At 62.3% G+C, this 22,448-nt stretch carries 22 protein-coding genes; 17 read left to right on the top strand and 5 right to left on the bottom strand.

Translation table 11 applies throughout. The features are described from left to right. The first annotated feature begins 119 nt into the window (after nucleotides 1-119). From OVA07_RS17880 to estDL136, 13 genes are all read left to right on the top strand, one after another. A complete protein-coding gene (locus OVA07_RS17880) occupies nucleotides 120-1,715 on the top strand; it encodes a GMC family oxidoreductase (protein WP_442789680.1) in 1,596 nt (531 codons plus the stop codon). 4 nt (nucleotides 1,716-1,719) lie between these two features. Continuing rightward, nucleotides 1,720-2,814, top strand: a complete 1,095-nt coding sequence (locus OVA07_RS17885; protein ID WP_268173041.1) for a zinc-binding dehydrogenase — start codon at nucleotides 1,720-1,722, stop codon at nucleotides 2,812-2,814. Between the two features lie 127 nt (nucleotides 2,815-2,941). Continuing rightward, nucleotides 2,942-4,129 (top strand): sulfotransferase family protein, encoded by a 1,188-nt coding sequence (locus OVA07_RS17890; protein ID WP_268173042.1) that lies wholly within the window; start codon nucleotides 2,942-2,944, stop codon nucleotides 4,127-4,129. 23 nt (nucleotides 4,130-4,152) lie between these two features. After that, nucleotides 4,153-4,914, top strand: a complete 762-nt coding sequence (locus tag OVA07_RS17895; RefSeq protein ID WP_268173043.1) for an SDR family NAD(P)-dependent oxidoreductase — start codon at nucleotides 4,153-4,155, stop codon at nucleotides 4,912-4,914. A 12-nt stretch (nucleotides 4,915-4,926) separates the two neighbouring features. Continuing rightward, on the top strand, nucleotides 4,927-5,670 hold the full coding sequence (locus OVA07_RS17900) for an EthD domain-containing protein (RefSeq protein ID WP_268173044.1): 744 nt from the start codon (nucleotides 4,927-4,929) through the stop codon (nucleotides 5,668-5,670). 10 nt (nucleotides 5,671-5,680) lie between these two features. Continuing rightward, a complete protein-coding gene (locus OVA07_RS17905) occupies nucleotides 5,681-6,571 on the top strand; it encodes a helix-turn-helix transcriptional regulator (protein WP_268173045.1) in 891 nt (296 codons plus the stop codon). Beyond that, nucleotides 6,568-7,440 carry an SDR family NAD(P)-dependent oxidoreductase gene (locus OVA07_RS17910; RefSeq protein ID WP_268173046.1) on the top strand — a complete coding sequence of 291 codons (873 nt, stop codon included), beginning with the start codon at nucleotides 6,568-6,570 and terminating at the stop codon, nucleotides 7,438-7,440. The genes OVA07_RS17905 and OVA07_RS17910 overlap by 4 nt, the downstream gene beginning before the upstream one ends. Before the next feature lie 133 nt (nucleotides 7,441-7,573). Further along, complete coding sequence (locus OVA07_RS17915; RefSeq protein ID WP_268173047.1) at nucleotides 7,574-8,992, top strand: cytochrome P450; 1,419 nt, start codon at nucleotides 7,574-7,576, stop codon at nucleotides 8,990-8,992. Between the two features lie 10 nt (nucleotides 8,993-9,002). Next, a complete protein-coding gene (locus OVA07_RS17920; protein ID WP_268173048.1) occupies nucleotides 9,003-9,335 on the top strand; it encodes a 2Fe-2S iron-sulfur cluster-binding protein in 333 nt (110 codons plus the stop codon). A gap of 117 nt (nucleotides 9,336-9,452) precedes the next feature. Further along, the gene (locus tag OVA07_RS17925) at nucleotides 9,453-10,325 is read left to right on the top strand and encodes an SDR family NAD(P)-dependent oxidoreductase (RefSeq protein WP_268173049.1); all 873 of its coding nucleotides are present in this window, start codon (nucleotides 9,453-9,455) and stop codon (nucleotides 10,323-10,325) included. Beyond that, nucleotides 10,322-10,741, top strand: a complete 420-nt coding sequence (locus OVA07_RS17930; RefSeq protein ID WP_268173050.1) for a nuclear transport factor 2 family protein — start codon at nucleotides 10,322-10,324, stop codon at nucleotides 10,739-10,741. The genes OVA07_RS17925 and OVA07_RS17930 overlap by 4 nt, the downstream gene beginning before the upstream one ends. Then, nucleotides 10,738-11,640, top strand: a complete 903-nt coding sequence (locus OVA07_RS17935; protein WP_268173051.1) for an NAD-dependent epimerase/dehydratase family protein — start codon at nucleotides 10,738-10,740, stop codon at nucleotides 11,638-11,640. Before OVA07_RS17930 ends, OVA07_RS17935 begins: the two co-directional genes overlap by 4 nt. A 17-nt stretch (nucleotides 11,641-11,657) precedes the next feature. Continuing rightward, on the top strand, nucleotides 11,658-12,584 hold the full coding sequence (estDL136, locus tag OVA07_RS17940; RefSeq protein ID WP_268173052.1) for a chloramphenicol hydrolase: 927 nt from the start codon (nucleotides 11,658-11,660) through the stop codon (nucleotides 12,582-12,584). A 47-nt stretch (nucleotides 12,585-12,631) separates the two neighbouring features. On the opposite strand, the gene OVA07_RS17945 is transcribed toward estDL136, so the two are convergent. After that, the gene (locus OVA07_RS17945; RefSeq protein WP_268173053.1) at nucleotides 12,632-13,387 is read right to left on the bottom strand and encodes an SDR family NAD(P)-dependent oxidoreductase; all 756 of its coding nucleotides are present in this window, start codon (nucleotides 13,385-13,387) and stop codon (nucleotides 12,632-12,634) included. A gap of 176 nt (nucleotides 13,388-13,563) precedes the next feature. On the opposite strand from OVA07_RS17945, the gene OVA07_RS17950 reads away from it, so the two are divergent. Next, a complete protein-coding gene (locus OVA07_RS17950) occupies nucleotides 13,564-15,315 on the top strand; it encodes an N-acyl-D-amino-acid deacylase family protein (protein ID WP_268173054.1) in 1,752 nt (583 codons plus the stop codon). 2 nt (nucleotides 15,316-15,317) lie between these two features. On the opposite strand, the gene OVA07_RS17955 is transcribed toward OVA07_RS17950, so the two are convergent. Next, a complete protein-coding gene (locus OVA07_RS17955; RefSeq protein WP_268173055.1) occupies nucleotides 15,318-15,821 on the bottom strand; it encodes a nuclear transport factor 2 family protein in 504 nt (167 codons plus the stop codon). Nucleotides 15,822-15,969: 148 nt separating this feature from the next. Between OVA07_RS17955 and OVA07_RS17960 the strand changes: the two genes are divergently transcribed. Continuing rightward, on the top strand, nucleotides 15,970-17,313 hold the full coding sequence (locus OVA07_RS17960; protein ID WP_268173056.1) for an MFS transporter: 1,344 nt from the start codon (nucleotides 15,970-15,972) through the stop codon (nucleotides 17,311-17,313). 3 nt (nucleotides 17,314-17,316) lie between these two features. On the opposite strand, the gene OVA07_RS17965 is transcribed toward OVA07_RS17960, so the two are convergent. From OVA07_RS17965 to OVA07_RS17975, 3 genes are all read right to left on the bottom strand, one after another. Then, nucleotides 17,317-17,859 carry a nuclear transport factor 2 family protein gene (locus OVA07_RS17965; RefSeq protein ID WP_268173057.1) on the bottom strand — a complete coding sequence of 181 codons (543 nt, stop codon included), beginning with the start codon at nucleotides 17,857-17,859 and terminating at the stop codon, nucleotides 17,317-17,319. Beyond that, on the bottom strand, nucleotides 17,852-18,622 hold the full coding sequence (locus OVA07_RS17970; RefSeq protein ID WP_268173058.1) for an SDR family NAD(P)-dependent oxidoreductase: 771 nt from the start codon (nucleotides 18,620-18,622) through the stop codon (nucleotides 17,852-17,854). Before OVA07_RS17970 ends, OVA07_RS17965 begins: the two co-directional genes overlap by 8 nt. Before the next feature lie 126 nt (nucleotides 18,623-18,748). After that, complete coding sequence (locus tag OVA07_RS17975) at nucleotides 18,749-19,510, bottom strand: helix-turn-helix domain-containing protein (protein WP_326493138.1); 762 nt, start codon at nucleotides 19,508-19,510, stop codon at nucleotides 18,749-18,751. Nucleotides 19,511-19,652: 142 nt separating this feature from the next. Here OVA07_RS17975 and OVA07_RS17980 point away from each other — a divergent pair, with 142 nt between their 5' ends. Together OVA07_RS17980 and OVA07_RS17985 are read left to right on the top strand one after the other, a co-directional pair. After that, nucleotides 19,653-21,395 carry an N-acyl-D-amino-acid deacylase family protein gene (locus OVA07_RS17980; protein ID WP_268173060.1) on the top strand — a complete coding sequence of 581 codons (1,743 nt, stop codon included), beginning with the start codon at nucleotides 19,653-19,655 and terminating at the stop codon, nucleotides 21,393-21,395. 123 nt (nucleotides 21,396-21,518) lie between these two features. Continuing rightward, nucleotides 21,519-22,397, top strand: a complete 879-nt coding sequence (locus tag OVA07_RS17985) for a Coq4 family protein (RefSeq protein ID WP_268173061.1) — start codon at nucleotides 21,519-21,521, stop codon at nucleotides 22,395-22,397. Nucleotides 22,398-22,448: the final 51 nt, after the last annotated feature.

Genomic DNA, 22,448 nt, shown 5'->3' on the forward strand with positions numbered 1-22,448 from the left:
TGCGCGCCGGACCAAACAGATTGCGCCATCAATGTCTTGCGCCCGCCTCGCGCAGGTTGCGGGCAAGACGGACGGTGGGCACCATGCCGGACAACAAGACCAAGAACGAACGGGAGAGCATGGAAAGGCTCGAATTCGACTATGTGATCGTCGGCGGCGGCGTGGCGGGATGCATCCTTGCCAACCGCCTTTCTGCCGATCCTGGAACGCGCGTGCTGCTGCTGGAAGCGGGCGGTGATGATCGCAGTCCCCTGATCGCCGCGCCGGGCGGGCTGCTGCCCATGATGATGTCAGGCGCGCATGCATGGCCTTATATGTCCGCGCCGCAGGCGCACCTTGATGGCCGCTCGCTCTATCTGCCGCGCGGCAAGGTTCTGGGCGGCGGTTCGTCGATCAACGGCATGACCTATGATCGCGGCTTTCATTCGGACTATGATCGCTGGGCGCAAGCGGGCAACCGGGGCTGGTCGTTTGCCGATGTCCTGCCCTATTTCCGCAAACTGGAAAGCTTTGGCCCGGTCCGCAACGCATGGCATGGGACAGACGGACCCATTCAGGTCACCCGTGCCGGGCAGGATCATCCCTTCGCCCGCGCCTTCATTGCAGCGGGCGCGCAGGCGGGATATCCCGTCACCGATGATCTCAACGGCGAAACGCGCGATGGTTTCGGTGCGGTTGACCTTACGGTCGGGCGAGGGCGTCGCTCAAGCGCCTCGTCCGCCTATTTGCGCCCGGTCCTGAAACGCGCGAACCTTATCGTGCTGACGCAGGCGCACAGCCGCCGCATCATGTTCGATGGCATCCGTGCCACCGGCGTCGTCTTTCGCAAGGATGGCACCGAAACGCTGGCATCTGCTGCGCGCGAAGTGATCCTTTCGGCAGGCACGATCAACACCCCGCAACTGCTGATGCTGTCCGGCGTAGGCGCTGCGGCGCATCTTGCCGAACATGGCATAGCGCTGGTCCACGATCTTCCCGGCGTGGGGCAAGGATTGCAGGACCATCTTGCCGCCCATGTAAAATACCGCTCGACCAAGCCGTGGTCGATGCTGCGTTTCCTCAATCCCGTCCGTGCCGCGCTGGCAATGGTGCAATACTTGGCCCTGCGCAAAGGGCCGCTGGCCGATCCTGGCATGTCGGTGGCCTGCACGGTGCGTTCTCATCCTGCACTGGACGAACCCGATATCAAGATGCTGCTGGTTTCGGCCCTGTTCGGCAAGAACGGACGTAAGATGGTGCCGATGCACGGCTTTTATGCCCACATCAACGTGGCACGCCCGCAATCGCGCGGCAGCATCACGCTCGCCAGTGCTGATCCCGATGTGCCACCGGTGATCGACCAGAACTACAACGCCACCGAAAACGACAGGCGCGTGATGCGCGAAGGCATACGCATCGCGCGCCGTATCTTTGCGCAACCTGCCTTTGATGAAATGCGCGGCGAAGAATTGGCGCCCGGTCCGCAGGCCCAGACCGACGACGAAATCGACGCCTATATCCGCGCCCATGCCGAGGCTGATTACCATTCCACCAGCACCGCGCGCATGGGGGCCGATCCGATGGCCGTGGTGGACGATCGCCTGCGCGTTCACGGGTTGCATTCGCTGCGCGTGGTCGATGCCTCGATCATGCCGCACCTGCCCGGCGGCAATACCGCAATTCCCGTGGCAATGATTGCCGAAAAGGCCGCCGACCTGATCCTGCTGAAAGGCTGACACCATGAAAACCAGAGCTATGGTCTGCCACGCCCCCGGCGCTCCGCTGGTCGAGGAATGGCTTGATCTTGCCCCGCCCGGAGCCGGCGAAGTCCTGATAGAAATCATGGCCAGCGGCCTTTGCCACACCGATCTCAGCCAGTTGGAAGGCGTCGCCGCGCCCTATCCCTTCCCCATCGTCGTAGGCCATGAAGGCGCAGGGATCGTGCGCGAAGTGGGGCCGGGCGTGTCCTCCATTGCGCTGGGCGATCACGTCATTCCGCTGGGCATCGGCGAATGCGGCACATGCCGCAACTGCCTGTCGGAAAAGACAAACCTGTGCGAAGCCTTCCTTGCCGACATCACAACCCAGCCCACCCCCTTCTCGCTGAATGGCAAGCCGGTGTCAGCCTATTCCGGCGTCGGCTCGCTCGCGCAGTTTGTGGTCATGGCAGAGCGCAACGTGGCGGTGATCCGCAAGGACGTGGCTTTCCACGTTGCCTGCACGGCGGGCTGCTGCGTGGCGACTGGGGTGGGCGCGGTGATGAATACCGCCCATGTCGAAAGTGGCGCGATCGTGGCGGTCTTCGGCCTGGGCGGCATTGGCCTCAACGTCGTGCAGGGCGCGCGCCTTGCCGGGGCCTCGCGCGTGATCGGCGTGGATATCAACCCCTTGCGCCACGAACAGGGCAAACGCTTCGGGCTGACAGACTTCATCAACGGCGCCGAGGTTGATGCCGTAGCCACCATTCAGGCCATGACCGGCGGCGGCGCGGACTATGCCTTTGAATGCGCGGGCAATGTCAGGCTGATGGCCCAGGCGTTTGAATCCACCCGCATCGGCTGGGGTAAAACGGTCGTGCTCGGCGTGCCGCCAGATGGCAATGCCATGCAACTCGTGCCTTTCCAGCTCCAGCTTGGCCGCACGGTGCAAGGATCGTTCATGGGCAACATCAAAGGCCGCAGCCAATTGCCCGGCCTGCTCGATCATTATGCGGCAGGACGCCTGAACCTTGATGATCTGGTTACCCATCGCCTGCCGATGGCCGCAGTCAATGAAGGTTTTGCGCTGATGAAACGCGGGGAATCGCTGCGAACCGTGGTGGCCTTTTCAAATTGATGACGATTTGCGGAATTATATTTGCAAACATCGTGTGATGGTGACAAAATACCGCAAATTGCGAACATAACATCGCCATCAATTACGCATGGCGGCATTTTTGGTCTTTGGGAGAGACACCACCGTCATGGCAAGCATCGCCAACACCACCTCCGCCGCCACAGCCGCACAGGTTTTTGACCGCGAAACCCTGCTGAACGCCGCGCGCGAACGCACCGGGCTTTCCGATTTCGGCGATACCTGGTTCTTCGAACCGATGGACCAGTACATCGCTGCCGCCAATGCCGAGGGGAAACTGACCGAAGCCGGTTTTGGCGGACAGACCGAATCGATCGTCAAAGGCCTCGCCAGCCGGTTGCGCATGGTTGACGATATCAGGCGCCACCCCGAAATCCTTGATGAAAAGGTCGAAGTCGCCGCAATCATCCTTGGCCTGCCGCGCACCGGCAGCACGATCTTCCATCGCCTGCTAGCCTCTGCGCCGGGGATGACCGCGATCCGCTGGTACGAAGCGCAGAATTATGCCCCGCTGCCCGGCGACAAACCCGGCAATCCAGTAGCCCGCCGCGCCTATGCCGAAGCGATGATCGAGGGCTGGCTGAACCTGTCGCCCGAACTGGCATCGATCCACCCGCTCGATCCCGAAGCCCCGGACGAGGAAATCATCATTCTGGGCCAGTTGTTCATCACCACGATGGTCGAGGCGATGACTTTCATCCCCTCCTTCGCCCGGTGGCTCGACGATTACGACCAGTCCAAGGGGTATGAGGATCTCAAGACGATCCTGAAGTACCTGCAATGGCAAGACCCCACCCGGCGCGGCAAGAAGTGGGTGCTGAAAAGCCCGCAGAACCTGCCCTATACCGACGTGATCGCCAATGCCTTTCCGCAGGCCGTACTGGTGATGACCCACCGCGATCCTTTGGAAGTGGTGCCCAGCTACGTCAGCATGGAAGCGGCCCTGTATAAGCTGAACTCGGTCCATTCGGATGAGGCGGTGGGCGGCTTCTGGTTCCCGCGCCTTGCCGGCTGGATGAAACGCTTTGAAGAAGCGCGCGCCCGCATTGGTGAAGACCGCTTCATCGATATCGATTACCGCGAAGTGGCCAAGGAACCGCTCAAGCAGGCCCAACGTGTGCTGGCCCATATCGGCGTGCCGCTGGATGGTGCGATCGAGGCCGCGCTGACCGAGTTCATGGCAGGCAACAAGCGCGAACAGCGCCCGATGCACGATTATTCGCTGGAACGGTTCGGCCTGAACGAGGCCGATGTGCGTGAAGCCTTCGCATCCTATCGCGCGCGCTACATCCGCTGACCCGCCAGACAAAGGACACAACAATGACCGATCTTTCGGGCAAAGTGGCGCTGATTACCGGTGCCGGACAAGGCATTGGGCAGGGCGTGGCGCTGGCCATGGCAGGCGCAGGCGTTGCCGTGGCGGTGACCGGGCGCACGCTTTCCAAGGTAGAGACCACCGCGCAGATGGTGCGCGAGCGGGGCGGCAAGGCACTGGCCTTGGCCTGCGACGTGAAATCCGCCGATGATCTGGCCGCAGCAGTGAATGCCACGATGGCAGAGTTCGGCAGGCTGGACATCCTTGTCAACAACGCACAGGAAGTGCCGCTGGGAACGCTGGATGACGTGACGGACGAGGCCTTTACCGCAGGCTTTGAATCCGGCCCGCTGGCCACGATGCGCCTGATGAAGCTCGCCCGCCCGCACATGGCAGCGCGCGGCGGCGGCACGATCTTCAACTTCTGTTCGTCTGCCGGCATCCGCTGGGACATGACCGGTTATGGCGCCTACGGCGCGGTCAAGCAGGCGATCCGCTCACTCACCCGCGCCGCCGCTGCCGAATGGGGCGGCGAAGGCATCCGCGTGCTGACCATCGCCCCTCATGCTGAATCGCCCGGCCTGAAGTGGTGGATCGAAAACAACCCGGAAGAGGCCAAGGCGTTCTTCCGCACGATCCCGCTGGGCCGCGTCGGATCGCTGGAAGGTGACATTGGCCGCGCGCTGGTGGCACTTTCCGGGCAGGATCTTGCCTATCTGACAGGCGCGACGATCCCGCTGGACGGCGGCCAAGCCAACTTCGATTAAAGGCGCACGGTCATGGAAAAAGTCATCGCTGCGCTGTGGGCACCCGAAGACCAAAACCACGCCGAATATGGCACGCACGTTCTGGCAAACCTGCCGTCCGCGCTGGCGGGGGCAGGCGCGCAGAACATCCGGCTGAACCTGTGCGATGCGGCGGTTGCCGCAGGCGATGCACTGGTGCAGCGCTGGCAAGCACCGCAGCAGGCTGCCATCGCGCAGTTCTGGATGCCATCGGCCAACGCGCGCTTCCGGGGCGCGGTGGATAGCGCACTGGCCGCACACAGCGCCCGCTTTGCGGCATGGCTGGTGTGTGAATCCACGATCATCGCCAATACTGACCATGCGCCTGCGCCAAATGCTGTTTCCCAAGGGAAACCTTCCGCCAGTCCAGCGGCGTCAAGGACATGGGGCTGGAGCCAGGCCAGCTTCATCTCTTTCCGCGCCGACATGACGCGGGCCGAGGCCATCGCGCACTGGCATTCACACCACACCCGTGTCGCAATCGAAACGCAATCGAACTTCGAATATGTGCAGAACCTGATCGTTCGCCCACTGACGGAAAACGCGCCCGCCTATGACGCTTTCGTCGAGGAATGCTTCCCATTGGAAGCGCTGACCCAGCCGGAAGTGTTTTTCGATGCAGCCGGCCAGCCTGAAAAGTTCGCCGCCAATACTGCCGCAATGATGGAAAGCTGCAACGGCTTCATCGACTTCACCCGGATCGACATCATCCCCACATCACAGTTCGATTTTGCCTGAGCGCCCCGAAATGACTGATCCCGGCATGACCGATTACCCACCCACCATGCTTGCCCGCGTTGAAACACCACTTGGCCGGGCCGAGATCGTGGAATGGCGCTGGCCTGCCATGTTCGATTTCATCCGGCGCGAAGGCGAACTGATGGTGGAAATGTCGGTGCCGCCAGCATCGGCAGACGCTTCGGCCTGTTTTCCCGAACTGAACGAAAAGCGCCGCTGCTTCATGGGCACGTTGTTCACGCGCTGGCCGGGCGTGCTCGTGTCCGGGCGGGCAGAAGCGGGGCATATCCGCGTGGTGCGCTGCGTGTTCGGGCCTGACCATGCCGCCCGGCTGATGTCGCTGCGCCCCGCACCTGACCTTGGATTCCTGCAGGCCATGCTGTCATTGGGCAACGAAACCCTGCGGACGCTGCTGGGGCTTATCAAGCGCGAATTGCAACACACGACTGACTGTTCCGAAGCCGCCATTGCCGCGCTGATGGAATTGGTGGCGGTCGAGATGGAGCGCGTGATCCTGCGCGAAGCCACCGCTTCAATATCGGCGCGCCTTGCGCCGTGGCAGTTTCGCCGCATCCGCGAACGGATTGACCGCCCCGGCCCGCCCCCGCCCGTGGCCGAACTCGCCATGCTCTGCGGCATCAGCCCGCGCCACCTACACCGGCAGTTCCACGCGCTGACCGGCAAGACCGTGGCAGACTACATTGAAACGACGCGGATCGAACAGGCCAAGACCTTGCTGGAACGCGGCGCACAGCCGATCAAGGCCGTGGCGCAGGCCTGCGGTTTTTCCCATCCCAACAGCTTCACGCGCGCTTTCCGGCGCACCACCGGCCAGACACCGCTGGCATTCCGCCAGTCTTCGTGCAGGCAGGCAACACTTAGAGAGAGGATCACCCCATGACCCAGCAAAAGGTCGCTATCGTTACCGGGGCCAGCCGTGGCGCAGGCGCAGGCATCGCGCGCGGCTTTGGCGAGATGGGCTATACCGTCTATGTCACGGGCCGCACAGTGACGCCGGGCGATGCCAAAGGCTGGGATGGTACGGTCCTGCCCGGCACCGTGGCCGAAACGGCGCAGCGGGTAACGCAGAACGGCGGCAAGGGCATTCCCGTGGTGTGCGACCATGCCGACGATGCATCTGTCGCGCGGCTGTTCGCACAGGTCATGGACGAACAGGGCAGGCTGGATGTGCTGGTCAACAATGCGGCCTATATGCACCGCCAGTTGATTGAAAAGATGCCGTTCTGGGAAAAGGAACTGGACGCGCAGAAGATCCTCGATGTGGGCCTGCGCAGCGCCTACGTCGCCAGTTGGCACGCCGCGCGGATCATGGTTCCCCAAGGGTCCGGCATCATCGCCATGACGTCTTCTTTCGGCGCAAGCTGCTATATGCACGGTCCCGCCTACGGCGCGCAGAAGGCCGGGCTGGACAAGCTGGCGCATGACATGGAGCATGATTTCCGGGGCACGGGCGTTGCCGCCATCTCGCTCTGGCTTGGCCCGCAAGTGACCGAGCGTTCGCAGATCGCGGTCAAGACCAATCCTGAACAGTACGAAGGCTTTCTGGCGATGGCCGAAAACCCGGAATTTTCCGCCCATGTCATCGACGCCATCGACAAGGCCGCGAACCGCGACGAGCTTTCAGGGCAAACGCTGATCGTTTCGGAGATCGCGAAGGAACTGGGCGTAACCGATCGCGGGAACGAGCGGCCTTCGCACCGTGAGATGCTGGGCAGCCCGCGCCCGAAGAACCCGGCGGCGGTGTACTAATTGCAGTTCATCCGGCGATCCATTGTGGGTCACCGGATGATACCATTCATGCGACGAAGCGTGACGGACTGATCGGTCAAGCATACTCTCCCGCCTTCAAGCCGGACCAACCGGCGCTGACGGGAGAAATGGCATGGCAAGTGCTGCAAGTGCCGCTGGCGGTCTTCCCCTGCTTGATGGCGGCGCGCCGTTCCTTGGGCATCTGGCGCAGTTTTTCCGCGATCCGGTTTCGGTGCTGAAACGCGGCTACGCATCGCGGGGCCGGATGTTCGCCATGAACTTCATGGGCCAGCGCATGAACGTGATGCTGGGGCCGGAGCACAACCGCTTCTTCTTTGAAGAGACGGACAAGCTGCTGTCCATCCGGGAATCCATGCCGTTCTTCCTCAAGATGTTTTCGCCCGATTTCTATTCCTTCGCGGAAATGGACGAATACTTGCGCCAGCGCGCCATCATCATGCCCCGGTTCAAGGCGGCATCGATGAAGCAATACGTGCCGGTGATGGTGGAGGAATCGCTTAATCTGGTGGAGCGATTGGGCAACGAGGGCGAGTTTGATCTGATCCCTACACTGGGACCGGTGGTGATGGACATTGCCGCACACAGTTTCATGGGCCGCGAGTTCCACGAGAAGCTGGGGCACGAATTTTTTGATCTGTTCCGCGATTTTTCGGGCGGGATGGAATTCGTGCTGCCGTTATGGTTGCCTACACCCAAAATGGTGAAATCGCAGCGCGCCAAGAAGAAGCTGCACGCCATCCTGCAATCGTGGATCGACAAGCGCCGCGCCGTGCCGCTTGATCCGCCGGACTTTTTCCAGACGATGATCGCGACAAAGTATCCCGATGGCAGGCCCGTGCCGGACGAGATCATTCGGCACCTGATCCTGTTGCTGGTCTGGGCGGGGCACGAAACGACTGCCGGGCAGGTTAGCTGGGCCTTGGCCGATCTGCTGCAAAATCCCGGTTATGCGCAAGTGCTGCGCGATGAAATCAGCGGCTTACTGGGCGGTGGCAATGGCGGAAACCTGACCTGGGAACACGCCATCGCGATGGAGAAAATGGACCTTGCCCTGCGCGAGACGGAGCGGCTGCATCCGGTGGCCTACATGCTGTCGCGCAAGGCCAACGCCGATATCGAGCGCGAGGGTTACACAATCCGCAAGGGCGAATTCGTGCTGCTGGCCCCGTCTGTCAGCCATCGCATGGAGGAAACATTCCGCAATCCCGATGCCTATGATCCCGAACGCTTCAATCCGGCCAACCCCGATGCCCAGACCACCAGCAATTCGCTGATCGGCTTTGGCGGCGGGGTGCATCGTTGTGCGGGCGTGAACTTTGCGCGGATGGAGATGAAAGCGCTGGTGGCGATCCTGCTGCAGAACTTCGATATGGAACTGATCGACGAGGTGAAGCCGGTGGCCGGTGCATCGACCTACTGGCCCGCCCAGCCTTGCCGCGTGCGTTACAAACGGCGCACTGGCAGCGGCGTGGCAGCAGCGGTCGATGGGGCTGCGCTGGCCAGAGCGGCGGGGTGCCCTGCCCATGCGTGAGGTCCGCTGAATGGCCAAAGTAACCTTCATCCAGCCCGACGGGACGGCGCGTTCCTGCGTGAATTTCGAGGGCATGACCCTGATGCAACTGGCGGTCGGCAATCTGGTGGACGGCATCGACGCGCTGTGCGGCGGGATGATGCAGTGCGTAACGTGCCACTGCTATATCGATCCTGAATGGCTGGATCGTACCGGGCCGGCACACCAGGATGAGCTGGAAATGCTGCGCTTGATCGAGGGGGTGGAGGTGCGCCCGAACAGTCGCCTTTCGTGCCAGGTGCAACTGGGCGAGGAACTGGACGGGCTGATGGTCCACATTCCGGCAGAGCAACCAGGGATATAGCAAAACCGCAGCAAGTTCTCTGCGCATCCTGTTGACAGCCCCTTTCATCGCCACCAATATGCGTAGGTTATTTATAAGATAATCGCTGCATAATTGGCGAAGAGAGGAATCCACCCCATGACTGCGAACGGGCAGCCTTCGCATTTTGCGCAAGCGCTGGATTTTACCGGGAAGACCGTTCTGGTGACCGGCGGCGGTGTCGGCATCGGGCGCGCCATTGCCGAAGCCTTTGCCAGCGCGGGCGCACATGTGGTGATTGCCGAGATTGATCCGGCCCGCGCCGATCAGGCCGAAGCCGCCATGCCCGGTGCGCGGGTGATCCGCTGCGATGTGCGCCAGCGCGGCGTTGGCGCGATGCTGGCGGAGCGGATTGCGGCCGAAACGGGCAAGCTGGACGTGTTGGTCAACAATGTCGGCCACTTCGTCCACGCGCGGCCCTTTGCCATGCTGGAGGACGAGGAAGCCGACGAGATTGTCGACACCAACCTTGGCCAGTTGCTGCGCATGACGCGGGCAATGATCCCGCTGCTGCGCAAGGGCGGTGCGGGGTCCAGCATCATCAACGTCACCTCTATCGAAGCGCATCGCGGCATCCCCTATTGCAGCGTCTATGCCGCCGCAAAATGGGCCGTCACCGGCTTTACCAAAAGCCTTGCGCTGGAACTGGGGCCGGAAGGCATCCGCGTGAACACCATCGCGCCAGAGACAACCGATACGCCGCAGGTGGCGCTGGATTACATGATCCCGCCGCAAAACCGCGCGCACGAGGAGCGCTGGATACCGCTGGGTCGGTTTGGCCAGCCATCCGATTGCGCGGGCGCGGCGCTCTATCTGGCCAGCCCGCTGGCGGCGTGGGTAACCGGCACGTCCATCAATGTCGATGGCGGTGCGCTGGCAGCGGGCGGATGGTATCGCACGCCGCAGGGGGAATGGACCAACGTACCGCTGATCTCGGGCAACGGTATGGTCATTCCCGGCACCGTGGCATGAGCGACCTTGACGCCCTGCGCGGCACGGCAGAACGCTATGCCCAGGGCGCAGACCGGCGCGACAAGGCGCTATGGCGCGAAGTGCTGGCCGATGACGTGGAGATCACCGGTCCCGGCTTTGCCATCAGCGGGCTTGAGGCCAATCTCGGCTCGATCGATCACCTTGCGCAGGCGTTCACAGTCACCCGGCACATCGTTCACGACATGGATGTGCGCGTGGATGGCGATAGCGCCGAGGGCGAAACCCGCTCCACTGCCGAACACCACCTTACAACACCTGAAGGCGACATGCTGCTGGTCTGGGCCATCCGCTATCAGGACCAATGGCGACGCATCGGCGATAGCTGGAAATTCACACGCCGCGCCCTGATCGTGGATTGGGAAGAGTTGCGGCCCTTGAAGGGAAAAATTGCATGAAAATTCTGGTAATTGGCGGCACTGGCGCGCTGGGCGGACATGCCGCCCTGCATCTGGCTGCGCAAGGCCATGATGTTACCATCACCGGGCGCGGGACCGGCGCGCCGAAAGGCACGCCGCTGACGTCGCTTGGTTTTTTGCAGGGCGATTATGTGGCGGGCGATTTCACGCCAGACCGGTTGCGGGGGTTCGACTGGCTGGTGTTTGCCGCAGGCAACGATCCGCGCCATGTGCCGCAGGGCGAGGACTTTGGCGCATGGCTGCACAAGGCCAACCATGTGGCCGTTCCCGCGCTGTTTGCCGCCGCGCGGGAAGCAGGCGTGGCGCGCGCAGTGCAGCTTGGCAGCTTTTATCCGCAAGCCGCACCAGACCTTGTGGCAGGCAATGTCTATATCCAGTCACGCCAAGCCGCGTGCGAAGGCGCGCGGGCACAGGGGCGCCCCGGCTTTGACGTGGTGAGCGTGAATGCGCCCTTCATGGTCGGCACTGTGCCCGGCCTGCCCAGCGCGATCTTCGATCCTTATGTGCAGTGGGCCAAGAGCAACATTCCGATCCCGTTCTTTGCTCCTACGGGCGGCACCAACTTCATGTCGTTCCGGTCCTTGTCCGAAGCGATCGAAGGGGCGTTGCTGCGGGGGGAACCGGGCAAGGCCTATCTGGTGGGGGACGAAAACCTGACCTTCCGCCAATACTTCCAGTTGTTCTTTGACGCAGTTGGCAGCGACGTGGTGCTGGAAGAGCGCGACGAGGAATTGCCGCTCCTTCCCGATGTGGCCATCCCGCAAGGGCGTGGCAACACGATCCGTTATGAACCCGACGCTGGCGAAACCGCGCTGCTCGGCTATCGTCGCGGCAATGTGGCGGCGGCCGTAGCAGAAATTGCCGCGCAATTTGGCTGAACCGGGAGAGAGACGAGATGACGCTTAACCCTCAGGTAGAGGCTCTGCTGGGCTTCTTTGCGCAGATGCCGCCGGTCGATTATGCCACGATCACCCCGGCAGCGCTGCGCGAGGCAAACCGCCCGATGCAGATGGGACCGCCGCCTGCGGTGGCGCAAGTGCGCGACCTGTCGCTGGATCTGCCAGGGCGCACGATTGGCGCGCGGCTCTATGTTCCCGAAGGTGCGGGTGAAAATCCGGCGCTGGTGCTGTTCTATCACGGCGGCGGCTGGGTGATCGGCGATCTGGAATCACACGATGCCACCGCGCGGGCACTGGCACGGGCCAGCGGGGCGGCTGTGCTGTCCGTCGATTACCGGCTTTCGCCCGAAACCAAGTTCCCCGGCCCGCTGGACGATTGCTATGACGCGCTACTGTGGGCGGTGGCCCATGCCAGCGATCTTGGCATTGATCCGGCAAAGCTGGCGGTGGCAGGCGACAGCGCGGGCGGCAACCTTGCCGCTGCGGTGGCGATCCGGGCGCGCGATGAAGGCGGGCCAAATCTGGCGCACCAGTTGCTGATCTACCCGGTGGCCGATGCCGATTTCGAGCGGGATTCCTACACCGCAAACGGCGGCGGGGCCTATTTCCTGTCCACCGCTATGATGCAGTGGTTCTGGGCGCACTATGTGGACGATGTTGACGCGCCGCACAGCCACGCGGCGGTGTTGCGCCATGAAAATCTTGCAGGACTGCCGCCCGCAACGGTGTTGGTCGCGCAGTATGACCCCTTGCGCGATGAAGGGCTGGCCTATGCCGATGCATTGGCAGCGGCGGGGGTTGCTGTGGAGCGCGAGGAAGCACCGGGGATGATCCACGGCTTCTTTTCAATGTTCGAAGCGGTGCCCGATGCCATGCCGTTTATCGAACGGGCAGGCGCAAGGCTGAAAGCAGCGCTGGCCTGACCATACTTCAAACCGGGCAGCCCCGCATGAGGCTGCCCGGCATGGGATCAAACTGCTGTCGCGCCGCCGTCAATCACCATTGCGTGGCCTGTCACGAAGCTGGCCGCGGGCGAGCACAGCCATACTACCGCTTCCGCAATTTCATCGGCCGTGCCCATGCGGCCCATCGGCGTCATTGCATCGATCACCTTCTTCATTTCCGGGCTGGCGACCAATGGCGCGGTCATCGGCGTTTCGATCACGCCGGGGCATACGGCATTCACGCGGATGCCGGCCTGTGCCCAGCGCAGCGCGCCGTGTCGGGCAAGGCCGACCACACCGTGTTTGGCCGCGACATAGGCAGGTTGGCCGCCATTGCCGACGATCCCGTTGATGGAAGCGGTGTTGACGATGGCCCCACCACCGCGCACCACCATGACTTCGGCTTCTTCGCGCATGCAGCGCATCACGCCCGACAGGTTGATGCCCATGTTGCGTTCCCAGATCGCGTCGTCATATTCGTCATCGCCCAGCCGATTGATCCCGGCATTGTTGAACGCGCAATCCAGCCCGCCGAATGTCGAAACGGCAGCGGCGACCATGGCCTTCACTTCGTCAGACTTCGACACATCGCAGCGTTGAAACGCGGCCTTGCCGCCAGCCGCTTCGATCAGGGCCACCGTCTCGGCCCCGCCCGTCTCGTTCACATCGCTGACAAGGACGCTGGCACCCGATCGCGCAAAAACCAGCGCTGCGGCGCGCCCGATGCCACCGCTTGCGCCAGTGACAAGCGCCACTTTGCCATGAAGGCCATAATCGATCATTTCCGCGAATCCTCTCCGTCTATTCGTATTGTGAACCGCATCATATAACGCAAAGCGTGATGAACTACGTTCAATATAAGCTTTATGCGAATTTTTGACACAATGCCACCCGGCATTCCGCTTGCCCCCAACCGAACGATGCAGTACCGTTCAATCAAACAGCGGAGAGAGAGACGATGACCGGACAGGGCCTTGGCGCAGATCTTCTCATCACGGGCGGCACGATCGTCGATGGATCGGGCAGCGAACCGTTCATTGGCGATGTGGCCTTGTGCGGCGATACCATCGCCTTTGTCGGCACAAACTATTCCGGCGCGGCTGCGCAAACCATCGATGCAACAGGCTGCATCGTCACGCCGGGCTTTGTCGATATCCATACCCATTACGATGGGCAGGCCGTGTGGTCTGACACGCTTTCGCCCAGTTCGTCGCATGGCGTGACGACGGCCGTGCTGGGCAATTGCGGCGTAGGGTTCGCGCCCTGCCGCATGGCAGATCACGGCGCCCTGATCCGGCTGATGGAAGGGGTGGAAGACATTCCCGGCGTCGTCATGGCCGAAGGTCTGCCCTGGGACTGGGAGACGTTCCCGCAATATCTGGATGCCTTGGCCGGCCGCCCGCGTGACATCGACGTTGCCTGCCTGCTGCCGCACAGCCCCTTGCGCGTCTGGGTGATGGGTGAACGGGCGATTGCACGCGAAGCGGCGACGGATGACGATCTGGCGCAGATGCGCGCCCTTGCCCGCGAAGCGCTGGATGCAGGCGCCATTGGCTTTGCCACGTCGCGCCTGAATATCCACCGCACCAAGGCAGGCGAACTGATCCCCACCTATGGCGCCGACACGCGCGAACTGATCGCCATATGCGGTGCGCTGGCCGATGCTGACACCGGAATTTTTCAGGCCGTGCTGGATGCACCGTTCGAAACGTGGGAAGATGAACTCACCCGCCTGATCGCCATTGCAGAGGCTTCGGGCCGCCCGGCAACCTTCACGCTGGCCTTGGCCAACAGCGGCCCCAACACATGGGACGCGCCCTTGCGCATGGTCGATGATGCGCGTGCGCGCGGTCTTGAAATCTGGCCGCAAGTGCTGCCGCGCCCGATTGGCATGGTTTCGGGCTGGGCACTGTCCACGCACCCCTTCTGCCTGTGCCCATCCTATCAGCCGCTGGCCAACCTGTCGCTTGAACAGCAACTGCCGCTGTTGCGCGATCCTGCCGTGCGGGCAAAGCTGATCGGAGAAATGCCGCAACCCGGCCATCCGCTGGCCATGCTGACGCGCAACTGGGACTGGATGTTCCCGTTTGGCGATCCGCCGCAATATGAACCTTCCGCCGACCACAGCATCGGCGCGCTGGCCCGTGCGCAGGGCCGCGCACCAGAACACGTCGCCTATGATGTGCTGATGGAGCGTGACGGCAACGGCATGATCCTGAACACACTGGGCAATTTCCATGAAGGCAAGCTGGATGCCCTGCTGGACATGGTGCGCCGCAAGGACACGGTGATCGGCCTTGGCGATGGGGGCGCGCATTATGCCGCGATCTGCGATGCCAGCTATCCCACGTTCATGCTGACCTATTGGGTGCGTGACCGGGCGGGCGAACGGCTCAGCCTCGCAGAAACCGTGCATTTGCTGGCCGAACGGCCCGCGCGCGTCGTCGGGCTGAAAGATCGCGGGCTGTTGCGCGCCGGATACAAGGCCGATGTCAACGTGATCGACATGGCCGCGCTTGCCCTGCACGCGCCCGTGGTGCGGCATGACCTGCCCGGCGGCGGGCGACGGCTGGACCAGACCGCCACCGGCTATGTCGCCACCGTGGTCAGCGGACAGGTGATCCGGCGCAATGATCTGCCCACACCGCAGCGCCCCGGCAAAGTGGTGCGGGGAATGCAGCGGGCACCGGTTGCACCAGAGCCGGCCTGATTTCAGACAGCGGGCGGTTCGGCCAGCGCCACAACCGTCACGCTGCCATCCTCGGCCACCTGTTCGGTCAGCATCGACGTGACGCGGCTGACCGTTTCGACGATCCACCAGCGGCCATCGCGCTTGGCATAAACGTCATCATATTCCACCGCCAGCCGCACGACCTGACGCGGCCCGGTCAGGATCGTGCGGAAATTGAGCGACCATTTGCCGGTTGCGCGGTCTGTGCCGGTCAGGTCGATTTCCCAGTTGGTGGCGTGGTGAATGTCATAGACACCGGGCTGGCAACCCATCTGGCGATAGATTTCGACAAAAGCGTCGCGATCGGAAAATTCGGGGAAGTTCTGATAGGCGATGCGGATCGCACCCGGCGCAAAGCAATCGTGCACCACATCGGGCTGCTTCAGATCGCAAGCGCGCAGATACCGCGCCTTAAGCGCGCGGATCGCCTCCTTGTCCTCCAGCATGGCAAGGCGGGCGCTGATATCTTCAAGTGTGGCGGCCATTCTGCTCTCCCGAATGATTCGTTTCCGATTTTCAATAAGGCTGGATAGCCAGAAATTCCGATTACATGAAAATTTATCTTTCAAACATGTAATTTGCATAATACAAACCGTATTATAATACGCAAATATCGAATTTGGGAGAGATTAGATGAACCATCCCGACGGCGGTGGCATGGCCGCGCCCGCGCCTTCTGCTGCCGGATCGCCTCCTCTCCCCTTCGTCGCAACCATGACCGCAAGTGGACGCCCGCTGACCAATCGCTGGGTCGCGCTCAGCCTGCTGGTGCTGGTTGCCATCCTCAATTATGCGGATCGCTTCCTCATCCCCGGCCTGGCCCAGCCGATCAAGGCCCACTTCGCGATCAGCGATACCATGATGGGCCTGTTGATGGGGCCGGCCTTTGCGTTGCTCTACAGCCTGTTCACGCTGCCCATTGCGCGGATGGCCGACCGCCGCTCGCGCATTGCGATCATCGCCGGGGGCTGTGCGTTCTGGAGCTTCTTCACCCTGTTGTCCGGCATGGCCACAACACCCACCATGCTGGCCCTTGCCCGCGTGGGCGTGGGCATTGGCGAGGCCGCCTATCAGGCGCCGGCCGCCGCACTGATTGCGGCCTATTTCCCGGCGGCAGAACGTGGTCGGGCTTTTGCGCTGATGGGCACGGCGATCTACATCGGGCAGATGGGCGGCCTTGCCGGTGGCCCGGCCATTGCCGCTGCCAGCACCTGGCAGACCGCATTTCACGTTCTGGGCATGATCGGCATCATCGTGGCGCTGGCAACGTGGCTGGTGGTGCGCGAACCGGCCCGCGATCCCGTAGCCCACGCTGCCCCCGTCCTGCCACTGGGACCGACAATGCGCCTGCTCATCGGCACGCCTTCGGTGCGGCTGCTGGCCACGGTCATGGCGCTCGGCTCGCTTTCGGGTGTCACTTTCGGCATGTGGGGACCGGCATTGTTCGAACGCGCCTATGGCCTTTCCACGCAGGCTGCCGGAGCCACCTTTGCACTGTCGTTCGGGATGCCCGGCCTGCTGGGCGTGCTCGGCTTCGGCTTTCTGGCCGACCGTCTGGGCAAGGGCGATGCCACCGTGCAGCTTCGGCTGACCGCGCTGGCACTGGGCGGCGCGACAACCGCGATCCTGCTGGTTACGTGGAGCGAAAGCCTGACCCTGGCGCGGCTTCTTGCCGTGCCTGCCGGGCTGATGGGCGGAGGCTGGTCGGTGGGCGTGCTGGCGGGCCTGCAATATATGCTGCCCAACGCCCACCGCGCCACCGGCACCGCGCTGGTCCTGCTGATCTCCAGCATGTTCGCAACCGTGCTTGGTCCTGTGCTGGCCGGGCAGTTGAGCGACTGGATCGCAGGGTCCGGCCCGCATGGCCTGCGCTTCGGCCTCAGCGTGGCGATCCCCACCGGCTATATCGGCGTCTGGGCCTCATGGCGCGCGGTGCGGTCGCTTGAGCGGGACAAGGCCAACCTTGCCGCCGCCTGAGCGTTACCCCCTGCCAAACAGCGACAGCCGCGTGTAAACCGGATCGTCCGCCCCGGCAGCCCCGGTGCCCACGCCCTTGCTACCGAAGTCATCACCCGATGCGACCGGCAGATCTTCTGTAAAATCAAGGACGAATGAGCGCCGGGCAAAGCGCCACACGCCATCGACCCGTGCGTAATGATCGGCATAGCGGCCCCACGCCACGAACTGGCGCGTGCCATCCAGCGTCAGATGCCATGCCCGCGCGGCAATCTCACCCTGCGCCATGTCGCCATCGATGGCGAAAAGGCAGGACATCGCAGTGTGCATCGTCGCCCGCCAGTTCGCCATCATGCCTGGCAGCCACGCCACAAACCCATCCACCGGCCCGCAGTAATAGGGCGTGTGATCGTCAATCCCGTCATCGTGATAAAGCGTGCGCAGCAGGTGCCAGTCACGCCGGTCGATCGCATGGCCATAGGCCGCAACAAGGTGGCGCAGGCTTTCGCGCGCCACCAGGTCGTCTGGCCCGATGGCCCGCGGTTCAAGCAAATGCAGGTCAGACACCAAAGCCACCGCCGACCGAAATGGTCTGCCCGGTTACATAGTTGCCCCGGCGCGAGGCGAAATAGACCGCCGCCTGCCCGATGTCCTGCGGTGTGCCCCAGCGTTTCAGCGGCAGCATTGCCTTCACCGCCGCCTCCCATTCGGGCGTGAACGTGCCCGCTTCCTGCCCGATCTTGAACTGGCCCGCATCGATCACCCCGACAAGGATCGAATTGGCGCGGATTTCGTGGCTACCCTCTTCCTTGGCAATGCCTTTGACCAGCGCTTCGTTGCAGGCCTTGGGCGCGACGGAAAGACCATCGAGCTTGGGCCACCAGTCATGCCCGGCAGAGCCGAGATGCACGAAGCTGCCCCCGCCATTGGCGCGCATGTGCGGCAGCGCGGTGTGGACGGCATTGTTGAAGCCGAACGCCTCAATCTCCATCGAATCGCGGAACATCTGTTCGGTCCAGTCCGCTATCGGCACTTGCGGCACCACTGGCCCGGCACCCCATACCACGGTATGCACCCGGCCATGCTGCGCCACGGCTTGCGCAAATGCAGCCGCCACTTGCGGACGGTCGCGCACGTCAGCCTTGTGGATCGATGCCTTGCGGCCCATCGCGCGGATTTCTGCCGCAACCGCCTCGGCCACATCGGCCTTGGACCGATAGACCACCGCCACATCGCTGCCTTCGCGCGCAAATTCCAGCGCCACGCCGCGTCCGATACCGCCGCTGCCGCCGAACACCATTGTCGTGCCTGTGGGGAAGTTGGCCTCCATGATCTCTCCTTTTCGCTGCGCTGTACAGATTTTGCATCGCAACTGTCAGAAGGCATGGACATCAAGTCAACAATATTACGCAATTATCTGTCTTAAATAACTTGATATGTCACTTTGCGTAGATCTTCAGGAAAAATCCCCTTGCGCCTCACGGATGGGGGAAAGGTCCAACTGGCGCATCACGCTCAACATCCCAATCCATTCGCGCTCCAATGCAAAGCTTTGCGCATCTCGGTCGGCCAAGGCCTGAACCTGCCCGCGAAACTGCTCCATCAGTTCGGCCAGTTGCGCTTCGCCCGTGCGCGACAGCTTCACCATTTCGGAAATATAGGTCGTTTCCGGCGCACTGTAATCCAGTTCAAAGAACACGCGCTTCATGTGCTGTTCGAACAGCGACCGCAGCGGCAGCTTGCGGAACACCATTGTGCGGTCCACCAGCGCACGCACCCGTCCGCTGCGCAACCGGTCGATCAGCGCCAATCGCTCCAGCCGGGCCAGCGCGGCTTCCATCGTGCGTGGCGGCACTGCAAAATCGGCAGCGGTTTCAGCGGGCTGCACGCCGTTCACGATGGTCATGAACAGGAATGACAGGAAGATGTTGCTGGACAGCGCCTTTTCCTGCGCCAGCGTCAGTTCGTGCGCCAGTTCGCCGGGGGCGTCTTCGGCTTCGCGCGCAAGATCGCCCAGCACCAGCCCGCACAGCCGCGCCATTGCCTCCAGCCGGTCGATAGTCAGCCCCTTGCCCGCCAGCCAGCGTTTCACGGTAGCCTCGCCCACGCCCAACTCCCGCGAAAGGCGCAAAATTGTCCATCCATCTTTGCGCAAATGCCGACGCAAAACGGAAATCATTGCAGATGAGCTGGATTCGTATCGTGTCATGATCTGCATCAGATAACGAAACGATCCCTTTGGCAACCCTCTCCTTCGACCGACTCAAACACCAGCATATGCTGCACCCAACCCGCCCACCGGCTGCCTGCACAAATTGCAACATGAACGACCGGATGGTTCGGAAGATCGGGAGAAAATCATGTCAGACATTCTCATCAAGAACGGCACCGTCGTGGACGGAACCGGCGCACCTGCTTTTGCAGCAGACGTGCGCGTAAGGAATGGCGTCATCGCCGAAGTGGGCGAAAACCTTGCCGCCAATGGTGAACGGGTGTTCGACGCCAGCGACTGCCATGTCACCCCCGGCTTTATCGAAAGCCACACTCATTATGACGGCACGATGTGGTGGCAGGCCGATCTTGATCCGCTGCCCGGCTATGGCGCCACCACGATGATTATGGGCAACTGCGGTTTCTCGCCTGCCCCGCTGCACAAATACATGCCCGCCCAGCGCGAGATGATCGGCATTTTCAGCTTCTTCGAAGACATTCCCGAAGGCCCGTTCATGGATAACCTGCCGTGGGACTGGAACACTTGGAGCGAATATCGCGCGTCGGTGGAACGCAACGTCAAGGTGCCGCTCAACTACGCCGCTTATGTCGGCCACATCGCCATCCGCCTTGCCGCCATGGGCGTTGAGGCGTGGGACCGCGAAGCGACGCCGGAAGAAATCGCCAGAATGGCCGACCTGCTGGACGATGCACTGGCCGCAGGCGCGCTGGGCATGTCAGACAATATGCACGACCACGACGGGCAGGACCGCCCCGTGCCCACGCTGAAGGCCAACGACGCCGAATTCGAAGCGCTGTTCGCGGTGATGGAGCGCTATCCCGGCTGCTGCTATCAGGTGATCGTCGATACGTTCATGCGGATGACCGGCCCTGCCAACCTTGAACGCCTGTCAAAGCTGCTGGCTGGCCGCAAGATCAAGGTGCAGATCGCCGGGGCCGTGCCCACGCTGGAATTCCAGAAGGGCATCCTGCCCGCCATGCAGGAATCGGTCCGCAAGATGCGCGAAGCGGGCGTTGATGTATGGCCGGGCTATGCCCACGTATCGCCCACGTCCACGCTCAGCCTCGTTAAATCGCTGATCTTTGCGCAGTCCAACGATTATGTCTGGCACGAAGTCGTGCTTGAGGACGACCACCACAAGAAAGCCGCGTTGCTAGCCGATGCCGACTGGCGCGCCCGCGCCCGCGAAAGCTGGGACAAGAACGCCTGGGATCATTCGCCGCTGAAGAACCCGCAGGAACTGTTCCTGCTCGACAGCGAAAACGGAACTGGTCCGGTGGGTATCACGCTGAAGGAATATGCCGATAGCCTTGGCCTACACCGCAGCGATGCGATGGCCGATTGGATCATCAAGAACGGCACCCGTTCGACCGTCCACATGGCCCCCTTCCCCAAGGATGAGGCGCTGACGCTGGAACTGATGAACGACCCGCGCACCGTCGGAAATATCTCGGACGCTGGCGCGCACCTGCAGATGCTGTGCGGCGGGGGCGAAAATGCGCTGCTTCTTACGCAATATGTGCGCGAAGAGCAGAAGCTGACACTGGAACAGGCCATCCACGTGATGACCGGCAAGCTGGCAGGGCACTTCAACCTGAACGATCGCGGCGTGATCGCCGTGGGCAAACGCGCCGATATCGCGGTATTCAACATGGACGAAATCCAGCGCCGCGAAATGGAAAAGGCGTTCGACGTGCCCGATGGCCGGGGTGGCACAACATGGCGCTTTACCCGTCAGGCCATGCCCACCCGCATTACGCTGGTAAATGGTGTGCCGACGTTTGAAAACGGTGCGTTCACCGGCGCGATGCCGGGTCAGTTCCTGTCACCCGCCAACGATGTGGGCGCAATGGCACAAGCTGCCGAATGATCCGGTCAGCAACGAAATTGAGGAAGCCCTGACCAGCTTCCTCGAAGGGGGCGCCCATCCCTCCGGGCGCCCCCGCTTGTGCATTCCCGTAAAAAAAACAGACCACGAAAAGGATGCCGAACCATGAGCGAAGCCAAGATCGGTGAAGCCGACCGCGCCTATTTCAACGGTGCAATCCGCAAAATCGAAACCGAAAGCTCGGTCCTCGTCAGCTCGTCGAAATACCTCAACCACGCTGGCTTGCGCACCCTGATCGCGCAGGAAATGCTGCGCCGTAACGGGCCAGATCTGCCCAACACCGCCTATATCCCCGAAGTCGCGCAGATCCTGCACGATCTGGAAGACATGCCGCGGATCATCGAACTGTTCGAAATGGAAAAGGCCCGCCTGCCGCTGTTCAAGCGCTGGCTGGAACGCCGCAGCCTTTCGAACTTTACGCTGGCCGAAACCAAGGACTGCGCACCGGGCACGTTGGGCGCGGCGATTTATAATTTCATGGCCAATTCGGGCTACCAGCTCGACCTGTTCTTTCAGGAAATCCAGGTGGTGAACGATTTCACCTATTACCTGCGCCAGACCGCGCTTTCGCACGATATCGAACATATGGTCAGCGGCTTTGGTCCCAACCACGGCGGCGAAGTGGCGCTGCTTTCGGCCAACATGCACGCCAAGTCGCTCTACTTCCACCCGGAACTCAGCAACTTCTTCAGCCGCATCGCCTTCTACCTGAAGGCCAAGACGGTGATGAAGGACGGCCTGTTCTATCCCGAAGCGATGGTGGTGAACCTTGAGGCCGAATACCTCGGCGCGCAGCAGGGCCGCAACTGGAAGTATCCGCTCATGCTGGTCGACTGGCGCGAATATGCCGATGTGCAGATCGACGATATCCGCCGCGAACTGGGCATCACGCCGATCATCGACAATCGCTGGGATCTTACCAACCGCCTCTGCAACGAAGACGATCCCCATTACGGCGAACCCTTGATGGAAGCGGCAGAATGACGGCCGATCCGGTCATCAAAAGCATGATCTGAAATGTCTGGGCGGCCCGAC

This window comes from Novosphingobium sp. SL115 (assembly GCF_026672515.1).
Taxonomy (GTDB): domain Bacteria; phylum Pseudomonadota; class Alphaproteobacteria; order Sphingomonadales; family Sphingomonadaceae; genus Novosphingobium.